General features: G+C 68.0%; 19 protein-coding genes and 1 tRNA gene. 12 read left to right on the top strand and 8 right to left on the bottom strand.

From position 1 onward, the window contains the following. The first annotated feature begins 16 nt into the window (after nucleotides 1-16). The 5 genes from dacB to SAOR_RS14470 all read left to right on the top strand — a co-directional run bounded on the left by dacB (nucleotide 17) and on the right by SAOR_RS14470 (nucleotide 3,222). A complete protein-coding gene (gene dacB, locus SAOR_RS14490; RefSeq protein ID WP_185015711.1) occupies nucleotides 17-1,510 on the top strand; it encodes a D-alanyl-D-alanine carboxypeptidase/D-alanyl-D-alanine endopeptidase in 1,494 nt (497 codons plus the stop codon). A gap of 53 nt (nucleotides 1,511-1,563) precedes the next feature. Further along, a tRNA-Leu gene (locus SAOR_RS14485) sits at nucleotides 1,564-1,650 on the top strand. Between the two features lie 467 nt (nucleotides 1,651-2,117). Further along, nucleotides 2,118-2,303 carry a CsbD family protein gene (locus SAOR_RS14480; protein ID WP_123632052.1) on the top strand — a complete coding sequence of 62 codons (186 nt, stop codon included), beginning with the start codon at nucleotides 2,118-2,120 and terminating at the stop codon, nucleotides 2,301-2,303. Between the two features lie 296 nt (nucleotides 2,304-2,599). After that, a complete protein-coding gene (locus tag SAOR_RS14475) occupies nucleotides 2,600-3,019 on the top strand; it encodes an HIT family protein (RefSeq protein ID WP_123632051.1) in 420 nt (139 codons plus the stop codon). Next, nucleotides 3,016-3,222: a SlyX family protein gene (locus tag SAOR_RS14470; protein ID WP_123632050.1), complete on the top strand. Its 207-nt coding sequence runs from the start codon at nucleotides 3,016-3,018 to the stop codon at nucleotides 3,220-3,222. The genes SAOR_RS14475 and SAOR_RS14470 overlap by 4 nt, the downstream gene beginning before the upstream one ends. Nucleotides 3,223-3,774: 552 nt before the next feature. Here SAOR_RS14470 and SAOR_RS14465 read toward each other — a convergent pair. Further along, nucleotides 3,775-4,161, bottom strand: a complete 387-nt coding sequence (locus tag SAOR_RS14465) for a hypothetical protein (RefSeq protein WP_123632049.1) — start codon at nucleotides 4,159-4,161, stop codon at nucleotides 3,775-3,777. A 176-nt stretch (nucleotides 4,162-4,337) separates the two neighbouring features. Beyond that, the gene (ppc, locus tag SAOR_RS14460; RefSeq protein WP_185015710.1) at nucleotides 4,338-7,094 is read right to left on the bottom strand and encodes a phosphoenolpyruvate carboxylase; all 2,757 of its coding nucleotides are present in this window, start codon (nucleotides 7,092-7,094) and stop codon (nucleotides 4,338-4,340) included. Between the two features lie 124 nt (nucleotides 7,095-7,218). Here ppc and SAOR_RS14455 point away from each other — a divergent pair, with 124 nt between their 5' ends. Together SAOR_RS14455 and fdxA are read left to right on the top strand one after the other, a co-directional pair. Continuing rightward, complete coding sequence (locus SAOR_RS14455) at nucleotides 7,219-7,806, top strand: NUDIX hydrolase (RefSeq protein WP_123632079.1); 588 nt, start codon at nucleotides 7,219-7,221, stop codon at nucleotides 7,804-7,806. 41 nt (nucleotides 7,807-7,847) lie between these two features. Further along, a complete protein-coding gene (gene fdxA / locus SAOR_RS14450) occupies nucleotides 7,848-8,171 on the top strand; it encodes a ferredoxin FdxA (RefSeq protein WP_123590071.1) in 324 nt (107 codons plus the stop codon). 7 nt (nucleotides 8,172-8,178) lie between these two features. Here fdxA and SAOR_RS14445 read toward each other — a convergent pair whose 3' ends face one another. After that, nucleotides 8,179-8,694 carry a class IV adenylate cyclase gene (locus SAOR_RS14445; RefSeq protein WP_123632047.1) on the bottom strand — a complete coding sequence of 172 codons (516 nt, stop codon included), beginning with the start codon at nucleotides 8,692-8,694 and terminating at the stop codon, nucleotides 8,179-8,181. 3 nt (nucleotides 8,695-8,697) lie between these two features. Then, nucleotides 8,698-9,615, bottom strand: coding sequence for a site-specific tyrosine recombinase XerD (gene xerD / locus SAOR_RS14440; RefSeq protein WP_123632046.1), 918 nt, complete (start codon nucleotides 9,613-9,615; stop codon nucleotides 8,698-8,700). Nucleotides 9,616-9,658: 43 nt separating this feature from the next. Here xerD and zapE point away from each other — a divergent pair, with 43 nt between their 5' ends. Continuing rightward, a complete protein-coding gene (gene zapE / locus SAOR_RS14435; protein ID WP_123632045.1) occupies nucleotides 9,659-10,756 on the top strand; it encodes a cell division protein ZapE in 1,098 nt (365 codons plus the stop codon). A 97-nt stretch (nucleotides 10,757-10,853) separates the two neighbouring features. Continuing rightward, the gene (locus tag SAOR_RS14430; RefSeq protein WP_123632044.1) at nucleotides 10,854-11,834 is read left to right on the top strand and encodes an alpha/beta fold hydrolase; all 981 of its coding nucleotides are present in this window, start codon (nucleotides 10,854-10,856) and stop codon (nucleotides 11,832-11,834) included. A 15-nt stretch (nucleotides 11,835-11,849) separates the two neighbouring features. On the opposite strand, the gene SAOR_RS14425 is transcribed toward SAOR_RS14430, so the two are convergent. The 3 genes from SAOR_RS14425 to SAOR_RS14415 form a co-directional block, all read right to left on the bottom strand. Next, nucleotides 11,850-12,299 (bottom strand): MaoC family dehydratase, encoded by a 450-nt coding sequence (locus SAOR_RS14425; RefSeq protein WP_123632043.1) that lies wholly within the window; start codon nucleotides 12,297-12,299, stop codon nucleotides 11,850-11,852. Then, complete coding sequence (locus SAOR_RS14420; protein ID WP_123632042.1) at nucleotides 12,296-12,745, bottom strand: MaoC family dehydratase; 450 nt, start codon at nucleotides 12,743-12,745, stop codon at nucleotides 12,296-12,298. The genes SAOR_RS14425 and SAOR_RS14420 overlap by 4 nt, the downstream gene beginning before the upstream one ends. 78 nt (nucleotides 12,746-12,823) lie before the next feature. Then, entirely contained in the window at nucleotides 12,824-13,597 is a 774-nt protein-coding gene (locus SAOR_RS14415) for a pentapeptide repeat-containing protein (RefSeq protein WP_185015709.1), read from the bottom strand. Nucleotides 13,598-13,840: 243 nt separating this feature from the next. Between SAOR_RS14415 and SAOR_RS14410 the strand changes: the two genes are divergently transcribed. Next, a complete protein-coding gene (locus SAOR_RS14410; protein ID WP_123632040.1) occupies nucleotides 13,841-15,451 on the top strand; it encodes a long-chain fatty acid--CoA ligase in 1,611 nt (536 codons plus the stop codon). 449 nt (nucleotides 15,452-15,900) lie between these two features. On the opposite strand, the gene bla is transcribed toward SAOR_RS14410, so the two are convergent. Continuing rightward, nucleotides 15,901-16,824 carry a class A beta-lactamase gene (gene bla, locus SAOR_RS14405; RefSeq protein WP_245965489.1) on the bottom strand — a complete coding sequence of 308 codons (924 nt, stop codon included), beginning with the start codon at nucleotides 16,822-16,824 and terminating at the stop codon, nucleotides 15,901-15,903. 1,049 nt (nucleotides 16,825-17,873) lie between these two features. On the opposite strand from bla, the gene SAOR_RS14400 reads away from it, so the two are divergent. Then, nucleotides 17,874-18,680: a nitrilase family protein gene (locus SAOR_RS14400; protein WP_221180011.1), complete on the top strand. Its 807-nt coding sequence runs from the start codon at nucleotides 17,874-17,876 to the stop codon at nucleotides 18,678-18,680. 47 nt (nucleotides 18,681-18,727) lie between these two features. Continuing rightward, nucleotides 18,728-19,987 (top strand): substrate-binding protein, encoded by a 1,260-nt coding sequence (locus tag SAOR_RS14395; protein ID WP_123632038.1) that lies wholly within the window; start codon nucleotides 18,728-18,730, stop codon nucleotides 19,985-19,987. Nucleotides 19,988-19,998: the final 11 nt, after the last annotated feature.

Genomic DNA, 19,998 nt, shown 5'->3' with positions numbered 1-19,998 from the left:
CTGCCCGCGCGCCCCCATGTCCACTGCCCGAAGCGTCGCCCGGCGAGGCGTCGTCGCACTGCTCGCCGTTGCCTGCCTGCTCGCGCCGGTGAGTGCGGGACTGGCCGCGGAGAGACTGTCCTCGCTACGCTCGCTGTCTCAACAGGCCGACGTCAGCGCGCTGGTCGTGCGCCTGGACGACATGCAGCCGATCGCCCGGCTCAACCCGGATCGGCGCCTGACGCCGGCTTCGGTAAGCAAGCTCTATGCGGCCGCGGCGGCGCTGGAACAGTTCGGCCCCGACCACCGCTTCAGCACCCGCTTCGTCAGCGAGGCCAGTCTGACCGAGGGCGTACTCGAAGGTGATCTCGTCTTCGTCGGCGGCGGCGACCCGGCGCTGGACAATGCCGGCCTCTGGTCGTTGATCGGCCGTCTGCAGGGGCGGGGCGTGCGCCGCGTCGCCGGCGACCTGGTGATCGACGACAGCCTGTTCGGCCGCGTGCCGTGCCTGACCAAGGACCGCTGCGACGCCCGCAGCGGCGCCTGGCACGCCTACAGCGCCCCCCTGTCCTCGGCCGGCGTGAACTTCGCCACCGTCCATGCCAGCGTCTACGCCGGGTCCCGCGCCGACGCGCCCACGCGCGTCGTCCTCCATCCGGACCGCCTGTCCGGCTACGACATCGACAATCGCGTGACCACCGGCGGCCCGGATACGCGGGCTCACATGAAGGCATGGCGAACCTACGACGACGGACGCTCCACGCTGCACCTGCGCGGCGAGCTGCCGGCCGGCGGGGGGCCGTATGAAGTACACCGCGCCGTCACCGGCCCGGCGGGCGAAACCGCGCGCGTGCTGGCGGCAATGCTCGCCGACGCCGGGATCGAGGTCGCCGGCGACGTGCGTGTGCAGGAACAGGCCGGCCGCGACGCCGAGCCGCTGGCCCGCATCGACAGCGATACGCTCGCCGAGCAACTGATTCCGATGATGGCCTATTCCAACAACTACATGGCCGACACGCTCACTCTTGATCTGGCAGCGGACAGCCAGTACAACCGGCCGCTGACGCTGCCGCTGGCGGCGCAGTCGCTGGAGGCTCTGGCCGATCGCGCCACGAGCCGGATCTACCCGGATCACGCCGGTGGGCGCGGGCCGATCTTCGACAGCGGCAGCGGCCTGGCGGTCTCGAACGAACTCTCCGCGCGCGACGTCGTGGCGCTGCTGGGCTATATGTATCGTCAGAACGCACTGTTCCCGGCGTTCTACGGCAGCCTGCCGGTGCCGCTGTCCGCGCCCTCACGCACACTCAAGCAGGGCAATTTCGACTGGCTCACCCGGCTGACGGCCAAGACCGGCACCCTCAGCGAGCCGGTCACCGTACGCTCGCTGGCCGGCTACTTCCGTCTCGCCGACGGCGGCTTCGGCGCTTTCGCCTTCATCATCAACGGTACCGCCGACAATCCCGCGCTGACCTATCGTCAGACGGTCACCGCCTACCAGACCGACATGGAAGCGATCCTCGACACCTACTGAAAGCGATCATTGGTCGTCCCGGGCAGGCCGCGTATACTGCGCGACGCACACCGGCCCGGGTGGCGGAACTGGTAGACGCGTCGGACTCAAAATCCGATTCTGGCAACAGAGTGCGAGTTCGAGTCTCGCCCCGGGCACCATCCCTGCTCTTTGCGCACGTGGTGAGTACCACAGACGACTGACGCATTCCACGCTCGGCAGGCCATTGAAGCGCGCGCGTCGGCGACCGCGGGCAAACCCCTGGGTGTCAGAAGCGTGCCTCAGCCAGGCCCGGATGATATCGGTTATGCATCGCACGGAAGGTCGGCGCGCGACCTTTGCGTCCGCCCCCTGTGGGTCCCGCGAGCCCGCATCGCGAGCGGCGTTCGACTGCGATAGAACGGGCGCTGCCGTACTTGTGGTACTGGCGTTGCAGATCCGTCTTAGCATCGACGTGACCGCCGCGATTGACCGCATTCAACCGAATTGCGCGCCAGCAATTAACGCGCTACCGTCGGCTTGCGATGGCAGGGCAGAGCAATTTCGGTGTATACAGGATGTTACGCGCGGGCCGTACGCTCCATACACGAGCGACGACGGACTGACGCGCACTCAACGGAGATTCGACATGGTTGATGAAGATCGCAAGGCGGGCACCGCCGACAAGGTCAAGGGCTCGATCAAGGAAGGCGTCGGCAAGCTGACCGGCGACGAGGAGAAGGAGGCCGAAGGCAAGGCCCAGAAGAACAAGGGCAAGGCCCAGGACAAGGTGGGCCAGGCCAAGGACAAGATGCGCGACAAGCTCGACAAGTAGTCGATCGCGACGCTTGGAACCAAACCGGCCGCAGCATCCGCTGCGGCCGGTTTTTCTGCGCTCGGCGCCGCTGGCGCCGCGGTCCGGTCGATCCACGGGCTCGGCGCGGCATTCACGTCGTTCCAGCCACACCGGCACCGACGCACGGCCCCGCGTGCGAGGCCGCGGCCACCGCGCTTGCAACGGACACAACCACGCCTAAAACCGCACGCATTCTGGAGCGGGCGCGAAACCCGTCGGCGGCGCGTGCCGCCGACGGTGCATTACACTACGCGCCGCATGACTGCGAGACGCTGATGACCATCGACGACACCCTGCTGCGCGACTGCCACGTCCTCGGCCGGATCGACCACGCGGCGGTACTGCTCAACCGCAACGCGGCCGTGGGCTGGCTGATTCTGGTACCCGAGACCGCGGCGGTCGACTGGCACGCGCTGGACGATGCCGAACACGCGCGCATCAGCGGCCAGATCCGGGCGCTGTCGGCTGCGGTCATGGCGCATTTCCGGGCCGACAAGCTCAATGTGGCCACACTCGGCAACGAAGTGCGCCAGATGCATATTCACGTCATCGCGCGCCATCAGGACGACCCCTGCTGGCCGAAACCGGTCTGGGGCCATCTGACCACGCACCGGGATTACGCGGGCACCGAGATCAGCGCCCTGCGCGCCAAGCTTGCCGATCGACTCGGCCTCATCGAGGGCGGCCAAACATGAGTGACGACACACAGGAGTCGCTGGAGATCCGGCTGGCCTATCAGGAACAGGCGATCGAGCGGCTCGGAGACGTGATCTACGCCCAATCGCGCGAGATCGAGGCGCTGCAGGAACGCTGCCGGGAGCTGGAAGCGCGCGTGACCGCACTCGCCGACGCTGGCGCGCGGCCCGAGGGCGACGACGGGCCGCCGCCGCACTACTGAGCCCGACTAACTAGCAACCAAGGCACGCCGACGCGTCATGCGAGCCGCGGCAAACGCTGATTGACAGCAAGACGCGGCGCAAGTGCGCGTCACACCGTTACTCGGCGCCCGCGCACGGCAACGCAGGATCGCCGCACGTTATCGACTCGATGGGACTCGGCCCGACGGATCGGGCCGCCTGCGACCCATTCACCCTGCGGCTTCTTCACCGCCACAAGTCCCGATTAGAATCCCGATTACGGCGCGCCACGATGGACGACTCGCGCGTCCAAGAACACGATGTGCGCTGCCCGGCGCGGCGTTCGCAGACATATCGACGGGCCGAGCAACGCCCGCGCCCACGGCGCGAACGGTCGTCACGCGATTCGTGCCTGCGATGGATGGGCGCATGGCGCCGTCGCCCGACATCCGCCGTATCACGCGACTGGCCGAGCGCCGGACGGACCGCGTCCCGGACAGTGCCCGGCATTGTCGACGCAGCACCGCGCGACGCCTCGACCCGGGCGAACCGGGAATCGGCGGCCCGGCGCCGTCGCCGGGCCCGTTGACCGGTTAGAGCTGAATCTGGCCTCCGCCCTGGCCGCCACCCTGACCGTAGCCGCCCTGGCCCGGCACCTGGATCTGCTGGCTCTGCTGGCGCTGCATCTCCTTGAGTTCCTCGATCGCACGCTCGGCGGCGGCGTTCACGGCGTCGGGGAACTTGTCGATCGCACCCGAGAGGGTGTCCGCCTCGAGTTCGAAGGACAGCGGCAGGTTGCCGGCCGGCGTCATCAGGCTGGCCGAGCCCTCGTAGCGGACATCGCGCGAGCTGTCGTCCTCGCCCTCGCGGGTGACCGGGATCAGTTTCCGGATGCTGCCGACCTTCAGGTCCGAGAAGGACTCCTCCCGGTACATGTTGTCGGCGTCGATCTGGATTTCCGGCATGTCGTTGGCGGCCATGAATACATCCTTGCTGTTCGATTGATGCGACCAAGGATAACAGCGCGCGCCGGGCCGACTCAGCGCAGACTCAGCGCCGGCCGGCGCCTTGCCGCCGAGCCCACCCGGGGCCGCGGCGAGCGCGCGCCGACTCCGCCGTTTCAGCCGATTCGTCGCATCGCTTCTTCCACCAAGCCTCAGCCCGTATTGCGCATGCCCGCCGCGATGGCGTTGATCGAGCGCAGAACCGGGTCCAGCCAGACGCGGTCGCCGGCCTCGCGATAGCGCTTGAGCGCCACGATCTGGATGTGATTGAGCGGGTCGAGATACGGGCGCCGCCGGTCGAGCGAGCGCTTGAGCACGGTGTCGTCGTCCAGCAACTCGGCTTCGCCCGTGATCGCGAGCACGCCGTCGACCGCGCGCTCGTACTCGGCCCGGATGGCGTCGAAGACCGGCTGATGCGGTCCCGCCAGCGCGGCATAGGTCGCGGCGATGCGCATGTCGGCCTTGGCCAGCGACATCTGCACGCTGTCAACGATGGTCGCGAAATACGGCCATTCGCGATAGAGCCGGCGCAGCGTCTCGACGTCCACGCCCGACTCCGAGAGCGCCGCGCCCATGCCGAGCCAGCCCGGCAGCGTATGGCGCGACTGCGCCCAGGCGAACACCCAGGAGATGGCCCGGATCGAGTCCTTGCTGGGCGTGCCGGAGGCCGGCCGCGAGCCCGGGCGCGAGCCGATGTTCAGCGCGCTGATCTCGGCGGTGGGCGTGGCCGACTGGAAGTAGTCGAAGAAGCCGTCGGTCCGTTCGGTGAGTGCCCGGTAACGGCGCTCGCCGGCATCGGCGAGCTGTCCTGCCACCTCCGAATGATCGGCGTCGGCGTTCTGCGGCCCGCTGGCCTCGAGCGTGCCGGTGATGCCGAGCGTCAATTCGTGGACCGCGGTCTCCTTGTTGCTGTACTTGGCGAAGATCATCTCGCCCTGCTCGGTAAACTTGATGTGCGAGCGCACCGTGTTCGGCGGCTGCGAGACGATCGCCTGATGGGTCGGCCCGCCGCCGCGGCCGACGGTGCCGCCGCGGCCGTGGAACAGCACGCAATCGGCGTCGTGACGCTCGCAGACCGCGACCGCCAGCTGCTGGGCGCGGTAGAGCTGCCAGCGCGAGGTCATGATGCCGCCGTCCTTGCAGGAGTCCGAGTAGCCGAGCATGACCTCCTGGCGCATGCGCGTCCCCGCGGCGAGGAAATCGCGATAGGCCGGATGCGCGAGCAGCGCGTCGAGCACCGGCTCGATGTGTTCCAGATCGGCCACGGTCTCGAACAGCGGTGCGATCGCCAGGGGCGGCGGGGTCTCCTGACCGGGCTCGTAGACGCCGGTCACGCGCATCAGCCACAGCAGGGCGAGCACGTCGGACACGCTGTGGGTCATGGAGATGACGTAGCTGCCGAACACGTCCGTGCCGAGCGTGCGCGAGAACTCGCGCACCACCGCGAGGCTGGCCAGCGTGTCCGAGACCGGGCCGGACACGTCCACCCGGTCGATGCGCGGCGCCCGCTCGCGCTCGAGTTCGGCGGTGAGCAGCGCCACCCGCGCGTCGTCGTCGCGCTCGGCGTAATCGTCGGCGACACCGAGCCCGCGCAGGAGCTCGTCCACGCACTCGGTGTGGCGGGTGGATTCCTCGCGCAGATCCAGCCGAGCGAGATGGAAGCCGAAGGTCTCGACCAGACGCTGAAGATCCTTGATGCCATCGTCCGCGATCGAGCGGTCGCCGTGGCCGATCAGCGACTCGCGCATGACCCGGATCTCGTCGAGCAGCGCCGCCGCGTCGGGATAGGCCAGCGCGCTGCGTTCGCTGCGCTCGGCGCGCAGGCGCAGCTCGGTCTGGAGCTGATCCACCATCGCGGCGATGCGCTGGCGCATGAGATAGAGCTTGCGCCGATAGGGCTCGGCGGCGAAGCGCTCGGCGCGGGCGCCGGTGTGTGCGGCGATCAGGCGTTCCTCGGCCTCCAGCCGTTGCCAGAATTCATCGCTGGGCGTGCACCAGCGCGCCGAGAACGACAGGCGGCTGGCCAGCGTGTCGATCCGGCGCAGATACTCGGACAGCACCTCGCGCGCCTGCATGCGCAGGGCGTAGCGGGTCTCGCGCGCGGTCACGTACGGATTGCCGTCGCGGTCGCCGCCGATCCAGGAACCGAACGTCAGCACCGGCGGCGGCTCGGGGCCGTCGCCGTAGTGGTTGGCCAGGGCCCGCTCCAGATTGCGGTAGATCCGCGGCACCGCCTCGAACAGCGAGGCGCGGAAGTAGTACAGCCCGTTGCGGATCTCGTCGGCCACCGTCGGCCGCGAGCCGCGCACCTCCTCGGTCTTCCAGAGCACCTGGATGTTCTGGCGGATGTGCTCTTCGATCGCGGCCCGGCGGGCGTCGTCCGGCTGACCGAAGGACAGCTCGTGGAACCACTCGAACAGACGCCGCAGCGCGTCCAGCACCGCCCGCGGCTTGGCCTCGGTCGGGTGCGCGGTGAACACCGGCACGAACGACAGCGGCGCCAGCCGCTCGAGCACCGCCTCGCGATCCAGCCCGGCCTCGGCCAGCGCGCCGATGCTGCGGTTGAACGACCCGACCCACTGCGGACTGTCCCGCTCGGCCAGCGCCCGCCGCGTGCGGTGGGCGTGCAGCTCCTCGAGCAGGTTGGCCAGATTGAAGTAGATCGCGAAGGCGCGGGTGACCTCGGTCATGGTCTCCGGCGGCAGCGACTCCACCAGTCGCTGCAGCTCGGCGCGCCGCTCGGGATCCTCGGCCTCGCGCAGGTCGATGTAGCCGCGCCGCAGGGTCTCCACGGTGTCGAACACGCCGTCGGTGGCCTGGGCGCGCAGGACGTCGCCGAGCAGCGCCCCGGCGGCCCGGACCTGCGCCCGCAGGGCCTGATCGTGCTCGGCCTGGTCGGTATCGCTCATGGCCGGATGCTTCTCGTTGATGACCGGATTCATGGGTTTTCAAGGCTTGCAAGCGTCGTGCCGAAAGCATAGCAAGCCCGGCGCGCCGTTCGTGGTCTGCTAACCTGTGCGGATGCCCAAGGCCATGCGCTTCTGCCCCGACTGCGGTGCCCCCGTCGAGTACCGCATCCCGACCGGCGACGACCGCGAGCGCGCCGTCTGCACAGCGACCGGCGACATCTTCTACGAGAATCCGCGCAACGTGGTCGGCTGCATCGTCGAGCACGAGGGCGCGATCCTCATGTGCCGGCGCGCGATCGAGCCGCGGCTCGGCTTCTGGACCCTGCCGGCCGGCTTTCTGGAACTCGGCGAAACCACGCCCGACGGCGCGGCGCGCGAGACCCGCGAGGAAGCCTGCGCCGAGGTCGCCGACGTCAAGCTGTTCGCCATGCTCGACGTCACCCACATCGGTCAGGTGCACATCTTCTATCGCGCGCGACTGGTCGGCGAGCACTTCGCCGCGGGCCCGGAGAGCGCCTACGTGACCCTCCAGCGCGAAGACGAGATCGACTGGCCGCAGCTGGCCTTTCCCACCATCCACCGCACGCTGGAACGCTACTTCGCGGACCGCGCCCGCGGGCACTTCGGCCTGCACGTGGAGTCCCTGGGCGCTGCAGACTGGCGGGCCATGGCGCTCGACCGCGAACCGACCGGGCACGACGACGGGTGTTAGACTAGGCGGCTAACGAAAGCTTGCTTACGAGGCCGTCAGCGATGACCTTCGTCGTCACCGAAAACTGCATCAAGTGCAAATACACCGACTGCGTCGAGGTCTGCCCGGTCGATTGTTTCCATGAGGGCCCGAACTTCCTGGCGATCGACCCGGAGGAGTGCATCGACTGCACCCTATGCGAGCCCGAGTGCCCGGTGGAGGCCATCGTCTCCGAGGACGACCTGCCCGAGGATCAGGCCGAGTTTCTCGAACTCAACGCCGAACTCGCGGCGAAGTGGCCGGTGATCACCGAGATCAAGGACGCGCCCGCGGACGCCGACGAATGGGCGGACAAGCCCAACAAGAAGGAATTGCTGGAGCGCTGAGCCCGCCTCAGCCCCGCCGCGCGAGTAGGTCGACGTAGGCGCAGTCGATCCGCGGCGCGTCGGCCAGGCCTAACGCGGCCATGAGCGCTTCCGCTTCGCGCTCGCCGTCGGCGGCGGTATCGCCCTCGGCCAAGACCACTTCCAGCTCCATGAAGTCGCCGATCCCCGCCACGGCATCGACATGCACGCGGGTGCGCCCGACCCAATAGAGCGTGCGCCGCTTGACCACCCGGCCGGCCGTACCGAGAGCCTCGGCGAGCGTGGCCCGCAGCGCGGCCGGCGCGGTCGTGGGCGTGCGGCGGTAGTGCGACAGCGTCGGTCCCGCGGCGTCCGGGCGCTCGTAGGCGATGAGTTCGCCAGTGCCGTCGCCGAAGGCGCGCAGCTTCAGGCGACCGTGGGCACAGGCGAAGAAGGTGTCGTCCTGGTCGATGACGGTGCCGGCGGATCCGGCGCATTCCGCGGCGCGCCGATGCAGGGCGCGGACATCGGCCACCGCCGCCTTGAGCTCGATGTTCCGGGCCACGTCTCAGCCTCGCGGATGATGCGACGCGTGCAGCGCGGCAAGCCGCGCCCGGGCGACGTGGGTGTAGATCTGCGTGGTCGACAGATCGGCGTGCCCCAGCAGCATCTGCACCGCGCGCAGATCCGCGCCGTGGTTGAGCAGGTGGGTGGCGAAGGCGTGCCGCAGACCGTGCGGCGAGACGTCGGCGCGGATGCCGGCGCTCGCGGCGTGGCGGCGGATGCGGTGCCAGACGTTCTGGCGCGTCATGCCGCCCCCGCGGCCGGTCACGAACAGGGCGTCCGAGCGGGCCGTGTCCAACAGCTGCGGCCGCGCCTGGCGCAGATAGCGCTCGATCCAGTCGACCGCGGCTTCACCGATCGGCACCAGCCGCTCGCGCCCGCCCTTGCCCGTGACCCGGATCACGCCCTGGCGCAGATTGACCTGCGCGCGGCTCGCCCCGACCAGCTCGGACACGCGCAGGCCGGCGGCATACATCAGCTCCAGCATGGCGCGGTCGCGCAGGCCGAGATCGGTATCCGTCGCCGGCGCGGCCAGCAGCGCCTCGACGTCGGCCTCGGTGAGCGTGGCCGGCAGCCGCCGCCCCTGCGCGGGGCTCGGGATCAGCGCGGTCGGATCGGTATCGATGGCGCCGGCGCGGCGCTGGTAGCGATAGAACTGGCGCAGGCTCGACAGCAGCCGCGCGGCACTGCGCGGGCTCGAGCCGGGCGTATTGCGGGCGGCGAGATAGGCCTGCAGTTCACTCCGGCCGGCCGCCAGCAGGCTGTCGTGGCCCTGGGCCACGAGCCAGCCCGCCAGCCGCGCGAGGTCGTTGCGATAGGCCGCCAGGGTCGCGTCGGACAGGCCGCGCTCGGCCCACAGGCCGTCAAGAAAGCATTCGATCTCGCCCGCGATGGGCTCCGGCAGTGCGTCGATGGCGGCCATGGCGCGAGCGTATACTGACGGGTATTTCCACGCGAGATTCTCCATGTCAGCAGACGGTGCAGCCAGCCCCGACGGCCCGCGCGCGCGCTACGAGGCCGACGTCGCGCGCGGCGAGCTCGTCCGCGATCCCGCGCAGGCGCAGGCGGTGGACGCGCTCCAGCGCATCCACGACGAGCTGGTCGCCCATCCGACCCAGCGCAGCCTGTTCGGCCGCAGCCGCCGGCAGCCGGTCACCGGCCTCTATCTCTGGGGCGGTGTCGGCCGCGGCAAGACCTGGCTGATGGACTGCTTCTACGAGTCGCTGCCCTTCGAGGAGAAGAGCCGGCTGCATTTCCACCGCTTCATGGCCAAGGTTCACGAAGCGCGCAAGCGCTACGCCAACCAGTCGGATCCGCTCAAGCTGATCGCCAAGGAATGGTCGGCCGACCGCGTGCTCTGCTTCGACGAGTTCTTCGTCTCCGACGTGGCCGACGCCATGATCCTGGCGCGCCTGACCGAGGCCCTGTTCAAGCGCGGCGTGACGCTGGTGACGACCTCCAACATCGCCCCCGACGATCTCTACGCCGGCGGTCTGCAGCGCGAGCGCTTCATGCCCGCCATCGAGGGCATCAAGCAGCACTGCGAGGTCCTGCACCTGGCCGACGGCACCGACTACCGGCTGGATCACATCGAGGCCTCGGCGACCTATCAGACGCCGCCCGGCGAGGCGGCCGATGCGGTGCTCGACCGCCACTTCGAGCGGTTGGCCACGGGCGCGATCGCCACCGGCGGCAACGTCAAGGTGCTCGGACGCAAGATCCCGGTCCGCCGGCGCACGGACGGCGTCGCCTGGTTCGACTTCGAGGATCTGTGCCGCGGCAGCCGTTCGGCCAACGACTACATCGAGCTGGCGCGCGAGTTCCACACCATCATGCTCTCCGGCGTGCCGGTCTTCGACGACGACGACAACAACGCCGCCCGGCGCTTCATCAACGCCGTCGACGAATTCTACGACCGCCGCGTCAAACTGTTCTGCACCGCCCAGGCGCGCCCCGACGATCTCTACGCCGGCACGCGGCTGACCTTCGAATTCGAGCGCACCGCCAGCCGCCTGCACGAGATGAGTTCGAACGACTACCTCGGCGAGGGGCACCGCCAGTAGCACCGCGCCGCCCCGCTTCGGCGCGGCCGCATCCACCGGCGACGGCTGGCGTACACTCCCAGTGTGTGCCACAGGCCGATCGCACGGGGGCATCCGCATGGACCGACTGTGGGGATCCGGACGCATCCGCCGCCTGCTCGCGGCGGCACTGGCCTGTGCGCTGATCGCTGCGAGCGCCCACGCTGCGGCGGAGCTTGCCGCTGGCGAGAGCCGACGGGTGCGCATCGACGGCCGCACCATGCACATTGTCTGCACCGGTCACGGCGAGCCGACCGTGATCCTCGACGCCGGCCTGGGCGACAGCTCGCTGGTGTGGACCCGCGTGATGCCGGGGCTGGCGACGATGACGCGGGTGTGCCGCTACGACCGGGCCGGCTACGGCGACAGCGAGCTCGGCCCGCCGCCGCGCACGAGCGCGACCATCGTCGACGAACTGGAGACGCTGCTCGCGCGCGCCGGCATCGAGCCGCCCTGGCTGCCGGTCGGGCATTCCTTCGGCGGCTGGAACATGCAGCTGTTCGCCTCGCGCAACCCGGACGACGTCGCCGCGCTGGTGCTCGTCGACAGCAGTCAGGTCGACGAAATCGAGCGCTACGAGCGCGAGCTCGGCATGGTCATCGCCCCCCGCGACAACGCCGTGTTCACGCTCACGCCGCAGATTCCATCGGATCTGCCGCCCGCCGCGGCCGAGCGGGCGAGGGCCCAGATCACCAACCCGGCCGCCATGCGCACGGTCTACCGCGAATGGCGCGGCTTTCGCGCCAGCGAGCGCGAGGTCGCCGCCGCCACGCTGCCCGATCTGCCGCTGGTGGTGCTCAGCCGCGGCGCGCCGATCGCCGACCCGGACAGCCGGCGCGGACGCTCGGAAGCGCTCTGGCGGCGTCTGCAGCGCGAATTCGTGGCTCGCCATCCGCAGGCGGTGCATATCGTGGCCGGCGAGAGCGGCCATTACATCCAGCTCGAACAGCCCGCCCTGGTCGTCCACGGCGTGTGCGTGGCCCTGCGCCGGATCGCCGACGACCATCGCGCCTGCGCCCTGCCCGCAGCCGAGAGCGAACAGCGCGCGGCCGCGCGCTAGCGCCAACCGCTCGCGTCAGCCGGCCTCGCGCCGCGCGAGCATGGACACGGTGCGATAGCTCATCACGGTGATGTCGTCCTGGTTGCGCGTCTCGACCGCGAAATGCACCAGGCCCATCTCCGGGCGCGACTTCGACACCCGCTTGTCGGTGACCGTGCAGCGCACCGACAGCCGGTCGCCGACGTGCACGGGGCTATGCCAGCGCAGGTCGTCGAAACCCGGCGATCCGAGGCTGGCCAGCGGTTCGTCGCGGCCGGTCATCAGCAGCTTCATCGTCAGCGCGGCCGTGTGCCAACCCGATGCCGCCAGCGTCTCGAAATAGGTGTCGGCGGCGCCGGCGTCGCTGAGATGGAACGGCTGCGGATCGTAGCGTTCGGCAAACGCCACGATCGCCTCGGCGGTGATCGCCTCGGTCGGGCCCAGATCGGCGACGTCACCCGGCTGCATGTCTTCGTAGTGGATCATGCCGGGGCCGTGCGGCGGCGGAACAGAGCGTTCGAGGCCAGTTCGGCCACGGCCTCGCCGTCCTGGTTCAGCACGATGAAACGGTTCTTGACCAGCCCGAGCTCGGGCCGGCTGTTGAGCACGCGCGCCTCCATCGTCTCCTGCCGCACCGAGAGCGTGTCGCCGGCAAACACCGGCCGCGGCCAGCGCACCGAGTCCACGCCCGGCGACCCCATCGAGGCCGACTGCGACAGCACGTTGTCGACGAGAATGCGCATGAAGATCGCACAGGTCAGCAGGCCCGGGGCCGTCAGGCCGCCGTACGGACCGTCGGCCGCGGCTTCGGGGTCGACGTGGAACGGCAGCGGATCATAGGCGCGGCCGAAAGCGACGATCTCGTCCTCGGTGACGGTATAAGCGCCGAAGGTCTCAACGCGACCCGGCTCGAAGTCTTCCCAGTAACGCATGGCCCCGCGGCAGTGGTACGGCCGATCAGCGCGCGACTATAGCAAGTCGCCGCGCGGGGCGCGCCGCCGCGGCGCGATTCACTGGGCCACGACCATGCCGTCGGCGGTGTCGATGCCGGTGGCCCCGGTCAGCGTCGCGCCCGCGAAACGCGCGCCCTCGGCCCGGGCGCCGGCGAATCGCGCCCCGCTCAGATCGGCCCCGTCGAACTCCGCGTCGCGGATGTCGGCGTTCGTGAAATCCGCGTGCCGGAGATTGGCGAAACGCAGCAGCGCGTGGCTGAGATCCGCGCCCGCAAAGTTCGCGTTCGACAGATCCGCGTTTTCGGCCTCGAAGCGCATCAACCCCATCGACTGGTTCTTCATGTCCGCCCCGAGCCGGGCATTCGAGAAATCCGCGCCGTGCGCGTCGCCCATCGACAGACGCGCGATCACCCGCGCGCCGCTGAAGTCGGCACCGGCGAACAGCGGCGACTGCTCCCGCGAGGCCTCCAGCCCCTGGGCCACCACCGGCCCGAACAGCTGCGCGCCGCTAAGATCGGCGTTGGAGAAATCCGCCCCGATCAGCCAGGTGCCGTTGAGGTTGGCGCCGCTCAGATTCGCGCCGGACAACCGCGTGTCCTCCAGGCGTGCGTTGGTCAGATCCGCACCGGCGAGATTGGCGCCGGACAGATCGAGTCCGGACAGGTCCAGCCGGCTGAGATCGCGGCCGGAGAAATCCGCGGGCTCCTCCGGCGTGGCGGTGTCGATGCGCGCCTGCACATCGTCCACCGACAGCTCGCCGGCCAGGGCGCCGCCCGCATGACCGATGACAACGGCCATGGACAGCAGTAGAGAACCGATCTTCATCTTCATGTGCAATGCCTCCGAATCGGCATGTGGGCGCATGGTCCGCGCCGCGGCCGAGGATACGCCGACGACCGTACGAGAGCTGAACGCCCGCGCGCCGCCGCCCTGCCCGGACACGATGTAATTTCTCTTACCATAGCTCCCGGCGACGATCAATGTATGCGCCAATGGACGCCCCGCAACAGGCAATGCGATGCTGCCCGCGAAGCGCGAAAACAACATTACACGGCCACGCCGGAAGGAGATGCCATGCGATCGACCATGATGGACCGCCCCCTGCTGCTCGACGACATCCTCGAGCGCGCGGGCGCACAATTTCCCGACGTGGAAATCGTCACGAACATGCCGGACAAGACCCTGCACCGGCAGACGTACGGCGACATGGTCCGGCGCGCCAAGCAGCTGGCACAGGCCCTGACCCAGGCCGGCATCAAGCCCGGCGACCGCGTCGCGACGTTCTCCTGGAACACGCACGCCCATCTCGAGGCCTATTTCGGCATTCCGATCACCGGCGCCGTGCTGCACACGCTCAACCTGCGCCTGCCGCCCGACGACGTGTCGTGGATCGTGAATCACGCCGAGGATCGCATTCTGATCATCGACGACGTGCTGCTGCCGCTCTACGAGAAGTTCGCCGACCGGGTGAACTTCGAGCGCATCATCGTCGTGCCGCTCGCCGGCAAGCCGATTCCCGAGGGCATGGAGAGCTACGAGGACTTCCTGGCCTCGGCCGACGGCGAGTTCGTCTATCCCGACAAGGACGAGAACGACGCCTGCGGCATGTGCTACACCTCAGGCACCACCGGCAAACCGAAGGGCGTGGTCTATTCGCACCGCTCGACCGTGCTGCACGCCATGACCGCGGCCATGCCGGATACGCTGAATCTGTCCTTCAACGACACGGTGCTACCGGTCGTGCCGATGTTCCACGTCAACGCCTGGGGCATTCCTTACGTGGCCACGCTGACCGGCGCCAAGCAGGTCTACCCCGGCCCGCACATGGATCCGGAGAGCCTGCTCGACGTCTACGCCGCCGAGCGGGTCAATACCACCGCCGGCGTGCCGACAATCTGGATGGGCATCCTGGAGGCCCTCGACGCCGAACCCGACCGCTGGGCCCTGCGCGATGATTTGAGCATGATCGTGGGCGGCTCGGCGGCCCCCGAGTCGATGATCCGCCGCTTCGATGGCCACGGCCTGACCGTGATCCAGGCCTGGGGCATGACCGAGACCTCGCCGCTGGGTTCCGCGGCGCGGCTCAAGCCGGCGGTCACCGCACGCAGCGAGGACGAACGCTACGCCAAGCGGGCGACCGCGGGCGTGGCGGTGCCCTTCGTCGAGGTGCGCATCGTGGGCGACGACGGCAATCCGCAACCCTGGAACGGCGAGGATATGGGCGAGATCCAGATCCGCGGTCCGTGGATCACCGGCAGCTACTTCCGGCTCGACAACAGCGACGAGAAGTTCACCACCGACGGCTGGCTGCGCACCGGCGACATCGCCACCGTCGACGCCGACGGCTACATCGACATCACGGACCGCACCAAGGATGTCATCAAGTCCGGCGGCGAATGGATCTCCTCGGTGCAACTGGAGAACGCGATCATGGCGCACGACGCGGTCGCCGAGGCCGCGGTGGTCGCCCAGCCCGACGACAAGTGGGGTGAACGGCCGCTGGCTGCGGTCGTACTGCGCAAGGGCGAGACGCTCGACGCCGACACACTGCGCGCCTTTCTGCTCGAGCGCATGGCCAAGTGGATGGTGCCCGACGACTACGTGTTCATCGACGCCATCCCGCGCACCTCGACCGGCAAGTTCAGCAAGCTGGACCTGCGCAAGCAGCTGCTCGACACCGCCTAGACGCGCGATCGCCCACGGGCACCGGGCCCGGCTCGCTCCACGGCGGCCGGGCCTTTTCGTGCGCGGTGGGTCGGGTCCGTCAAGACTGCATGCGAGCCCGCATCTAGCGCTTGCTTAAAACGGCTACGGGCGCCGGGGCGAGGCGTCGTGCGCACCGCGCAGTCGTTCCGCGTTAGGGTCCGACGACGCCGGAGGTCGCACCCTGGTCGTTGCATGGGGCGCTTGGCCCTTCGGATTGGGCCGTCCATGAAACAATCGACTATAGGCGTTGCGGCGTCGCCAGTCTGGATCGTGGCACGCCACGATCGGCGACTGGTGTCTTGCCGCACACGACGTGCGGTCGCCAAGGCGGCGTTCGCCTGAAGTGCTGACAGGCCCTGGCCGGAGGCCGTGACGGCTTTCGACCCGCTCGGGTCGCGCCGGGCACGCCGCCCCTGGACACTCGGTGTCTATCCCGTGCCGAGCCACCGCACTGTGGCCCGCCCGACGTCAGCCAGCACACGGTCTCGCTGGGAACGGCCGGCATCGGAACCGGCGTAATAGGCGGACACGATCACCGGCGCGTCGGGCTGCGGCCAGACGATGGCGATGTCGTTGGCCGTATTGTTACCGCCGGACCCCGTCTTGTCACCGATACGCCAGTGGCCCGGCATGCCGGCGCGCAGACGATGGTCACCGGTCTCGTTGGCGATCAGCCAGCGCGTCAGCTGTCCTCTGGAGGGCGCGCTCAATACATCGTCGAGCAACAGGCGCTGCATGAGGTGGCCCATCGCCGACGGCGAGGTGGTGTCGTGATCGCTGCCGGGGGTGTACGCATTGAGCGCGGTCTCGTAGCGATCGGACCGCGTGACCGTATCGCCGAGCGCACGCACGAAGGCGGTCAAAGCCGCCGGGCCACCGACGCTGCGCAACATGAGGTTGGCAGCCGTGTTGTCGCTGAGGGTGAGCCCGGCACGACAGACCGCCCCGAGCGTCATGCCGGTGCCGACGTGCCGCCCGGTTTCGGGCGAGTAAGTCACGACATCACCGGCGTCGTAGGTGATGTGTCGGTCCAGCGATTCCTCGCCGGCATCCACGCGGGAGAGAATCAGCCCCGCAAGGGGAAACTTCAACGTGCTGCACATCAGAAAACGCTCATCGGCGCGATGCGCGACCCGCTGCTCACCGGCCGTATCCCGTACAGCCACACCGAGGCGGCCGCCGTGGCGTTTCTCCAGGTCGGCGATCTCGGCGTGAAACGCCTCGGCGGCCGTTCGTGCGGCCAGCGGCGGCGTGCCGAGCACTGATACCGCCGCGCCGGCGGCGAATCCCTTGAGCAAATCGCGACGGCGGAGCATGCGCTGGACAGTCTCGGGGGTGGCTTTATTCTTCATGGTAGATCACGGGTTTCATCCGGGCATTGACCCGAGGTCGACGGCATTTCGCACGCCACCGGCCAAAGGCGCCGGCCATGTGCACATTTGCGGCATGCGCGTCCGACCAACGTCCTCGAGCGCTACCGATCGATCGGACCCGGGACGGTCTGCGTCCACTGAACAAGGCGCAGGCATCGGACGCAAGCACGCGTGCAGTCCAAAATGAGTCACGAGGCTATCGCGTCGAGAACGAGACTCGCCTACGCGAGACCCCTGTTCGACGGGCACGGTGTGCACACGAGGGCTTGGCCACTTTAGCTGGCCCGGCCATCGCGTGAGCAGTGCTCGATCGCCGGAGCACAGTCGCCGCATTCATCTTCGGCCCTGCCGTATCAAAGGCAACGGCGGTGCGCTCGAGCACATTCTCGCCGGCAACCGCGAGTGTGACCGCTTAGTCGTGTCCCGGTATGCCTTAGAGCCGAGCTCGGACACCAGCACATAGCCACGCTCACCACTATCCAAGGCGGAGGGACGACCGACAGGGTGTCGCATCCCAGTTGGGCCGCCTCCTGAAGGTCTAAAGACGCCAATGCGAGCGGAGCTGATACGCACTTGCTACACGCGAGCAACCGAAATCGCGCGAAGGTTTATCAAGCCTGCCACGTACCCCCAGCGCTCTCGGACTCGGCCAGAACAAACCAGTCAATCCAAAATGCTAGCACCAGCACGCACTGTTCTTGCTCAAGATATGCACCAGAGAATGGCACCTGCACCATAACTATCCTGCCGAACCCTATTGCGTCAATGGCCATTACCGCCTCCTCGCGCCACTTCATATAACGACCCGATCCCTCGGCTGCAGACTGCTCGCTCGCTAGCTAGCTACCTCCGCCTGCCCTTTCCCGCAACACTTCCAGGCATTGAGTCAACCGCTAGCCGTCCGGGCGAGGTGTTCTTGGCATATCACTTGCTAGCCCTATTCAAGTACTTGAATCCAGCTAAATCCAAACCTGTACGGCGACATGCGAAGGGGTTACCCAATGACAATAAGGATTGCGTGCATACAGATGGAGCCGACCGTCGGCGACAAAGCCGGCAATATCGCAAAGAGTCTGCAGTACATAGCCGAAGCTGCGGATAACGGCGCCGATCTGGTCGTGCTGCCCGAACTGTGCAATTCAGGTTACGTGTTCGAGTCGCTCGAGGAAACGCGCGCTCTTGCCGAACCCGTTCCCGGCGGGCCGACCGTCGATGCCTGGGAGAAGATCGCTGCCGAGCGCGGTTTGCATATCGTGGCCGGCATCGACGAAGCCGACGGCGACACGCTCTACAACTCGGCGGTGGTCATCGGGCCCGGCGGCTACCTGGGCACCTTTCGCAAGGTGCACCTGTGGAATCGCGAGAATGTCTTCTTCACGCCCGGCGACCTGGCGTTTCCGGTATTCGATACGCCGCTGGGCCGGATCGGCGCACTGATCTGCTATGACGGCTGGTTCCCCGAAAGCTATCGCGAATGCGCGCTGCAGCAGGCTGACATCGTCTGTGTGCCGACGAACTGGGTGCCGATCAACGGTCAAGACCCCAACCGCGAGGCCATGGCCAACATCCTCACGATGGCGGCGGCGCATTCAAACTCGGTGTTCGTTGCCTGTGCGGACCGGGTCGGCACCGAGCGCGGCCAACCCTTCATCGGCCAGAGCCTGATCGTGAGCTATACCGGTTGGCCCATCGGCGGGCCGGCGAGTGCCGACGCAGAACAGATCCTCTACGCCGACGCCGATCTCGACGATACCGCCCGGTCCCGCGCCTGGAACGCGTTCAACGACAACCCGCTGGGCGACCGCCGTCCCGGCGAATACCGCAGCGCGGGCTAGAACGCAGCGCCCGCTGCCACCAATGGATTATCCACGAGGGCTCAATCATGACCGATACCATCAAGACCACAGGCGGCCTGTCGCGCCGCAGCCTGATCAAGTCGCTGGGTGCCGCTGGCGCGCTCGGCCTGGCGGGGCCGAATTTCATTCGCAGCGCGTACGCTGCAGACCCGATCCGCGTCGGGGTGATCTCGCCACTGACAGGGGCCTGGACGGTCTACGGGAAGGCGCATCTCGCTGGTATGGAGATGGCTATCGAAGAGATCAATGCCGCCGGCGGCGTCAACGGCCGGCCGTTCGAACTGGTGGTTGCCGACTCCAAGACCGAGCCGCGTATCGTGGTCGAACAGGCGAACCGCCTGATCCGGCACGAGCGCGTCGATTTTCTGGCCGGTACCTTCTCGAGCGCCGAGCGCAACGCGGCCGGCCCCGTGGTCGCCGCGGCCGATAAAGTCCTGCTCTATCCGACCTTCTACGAAGGCCAGCAGCAGAAGTACTACCCCGGCGTGTGCAACAAGAACATGTTCATGTTCGGCCCGGTTCCATCCCAGCAGGTCTGGCCGCATCTGGAATACATGGTCAAGAACTTCGGCAAGAAGTTCTTCATGATCGGTTCGGACTACGCTTGGCCGCGGGTGACCAACGAAGTCACCAAGCCCAAGCTCCGCGAGCTCGGCGGCGAAGTCGTCGGCGAGGTCTATATCCCCTTCAATACGCCACAGTACGAATCGGTGCTGCGCGATATCCGCAATTCTGGCGCCGACGTGATCTTCCATAGTCTGACCGGCAGCGACACGGTCAACTTCCGCAAGCAGCTCGCGGCGGCCGGCATGAACAAGGACTTCACCCTCTGGACCGTCGACGACGAGGAAGTGGTGACCTCCGGTCTCGGCCCGGAAGTCTCGGCGGGCACCTATGTGAGCTTCGACTACTTCATGTCGATCAACAAGCCGAGTAACGCGACTTTTCTCGAGAAGTTCCGTGCCCACGCCGGCGATGACGCCCTCATGGATACGGTGGGCGTGGCCATGTACAACGCCGGCCACATGGCCGCAATGGCGCTGCGCAAGAGTGGCGAAGTCAGCACCGCCGCCCTGCGCAAGGGCTTGAAGGGGCTGACCTTCGAGGACGCCCCGCAGGGCCCGGTCACCATGCGTGAGCTCGATAACCAGGCGGTACTGCCGTCCTATCTGATGCGGGTGCGTGAGAATTGGACCAGCGTCAACGACATGTTCGAAGAGGTGCAGATGTTCGAATCCGTCGAGCCTCAGGACGCCGCCTGTTCGAACCTGCCCCTGGAAGCCTGAGGCCAGGCCTC

The organism is Salinisphaera orenii subsp. orenii MK-B5, from assembly GCF_003788635.1.
GTDB classification, from domain to species: Bacteria; Pseudomonadota; Gammaproteobacteria; order Nevskiales; family Salinisphaeraceae; genus Salinisphaera; species Salinisphaera orenii.
This window is presented reverse-complemented; position numbering and strand designations above follow the sequence as displayed.

What these genes read in the sequence shown, in the direction of transcription:
- dacB (WP_185015711.1), top strand. Translation starts at nt 17, where the DNA reads ATGTCCACTGCCCGAAGCGTCGCCCGGCGAGGCGTCGTCGCACTGCTC.
- SAOR_RS14480 (WP_123632052.1), top strand. Translation starts at nt 2,118, where the DNA reads ATGGTTGATGAAGATCGCAAGGCGGGCACCGCCGACAAGGTCAAGGGC.
- SAOR_RS14475 (WP_123632051.1), top strand. Translation starts at nt 2,600, where the DNA reads ATGACCATCGACGACACCCTGCTGCGCGACTGCCACGTCCTCGGCCGG.
- SAOR_RS14470 (WP_123632050.1), top strand. Translation starts at nt 3,016, where the DNA reads ATGAGTGACGACACACAGGAGTCGCTGGAGATCCGGCTGGCCTATCAG.
- SAOR_RS14465 (WP_123632049.1), bottom strand. Translation starts at nt 4,161, where the DNA reads ATGGCCGCCAACGACATGCCGGAAATCCAGATCGACGCCGACAACATG.
- ppc (WP_185015710.1), bottom strand. Translation starts at nt 7,094, where the DNA reads ATGAGCGATACCGACCAGGCCGAGCACGATCAGGCCCTGCGGGCGCAG.
- SAOR_RS14455 (WP_123632079.1), top strand. Translation starts at nt 7,219, where the DNA reads ATGCGCTTCTGCCCCGACTGCGGTGCCCCCGTCGAGTACCGCATCCCG.
- fdxA (WP_123590071.1), top strand. Translation starts at nt 7,848, where the DNA reads ATGACCTTCGTCGTCACCGAAAACTGCATCAAGTGCAAATACACCGAC.
- xerD (WP_123632046.1), bottom strand. Translation starts at nt 9,615, where the DNA reads ATGGCCGCCATCGACGCACTGCCGGAGCCCATCGCGGGCGAGATCGAA.
- zapE (WP_123632045.1), top strand. Translation starts at nt 9,659, where the DNA reads ATGTCAGCAGACGGTGCAGCCAGCCCCGACGGCCCGCGCGCGCGCTAC.
- SAOR_RS14430 (WP_123632044.1), top strand. Translation starts at nt 10,854, where the DNA reads ATGGACCGACTGTGGGGATCCGGACGCATCCGCCGCCTGCTCGCGGCG.
- SAOR_RS14425 (WP_123632043.1), bottom strand. Translation starts at nt 12,299, where the DNA reads ATGATCCACTACGAAGACATGCAGCCGGGTGACGTCGCCGATCTGGGC.
- SAOR_RS14420 (WP_123632042.1), bottom strand. Translation starts at nt 12,745, where the DNA reads ATGCGTTACTGGGAAGACTTCGAGCCGGGTCGCGTTGAGACCTTCGGC.
- SAOR_RS14415 (WP_185015709.1), bottom strand. Translation starts at nt 13,597, where the DNA reads ATGAAGATGAAGATCGGTTCTCTACTGCTGTCCATGGCCGTTGTCATC.
- SAOR_RS14410 (WP_123632040.1), top strand. Translation starts at nt 13,841, where the DNA reads ATGCGATCGACCATGATGGACCGCCCCCTGCTGCTCGACGACATCCTC.
- bla (WP_245965489.1), bottom strand. Translation starts at nt 16,824, where the DNA reads ATGAAGAATAAAGCCACCCCCGAGACTGTCCAGCGCATGCTCCGCCGT.
- SAOR_RS14400 (WP_221180011.1), top strand. Translation starts at nt 17,874, where the DNA reads ATGGAGCCGACCGTCGGCGACAAAGCCGGCAATATCGCAAAGAGTCTG.
- SAOR_RS14395 (WP_123632038.1), top strand. Translation starts at nt 18,728, where the DNA reads ATGACCGATACCATCAAGACCACAGGCGGCCTGTCGCGCCGCAGCCTG.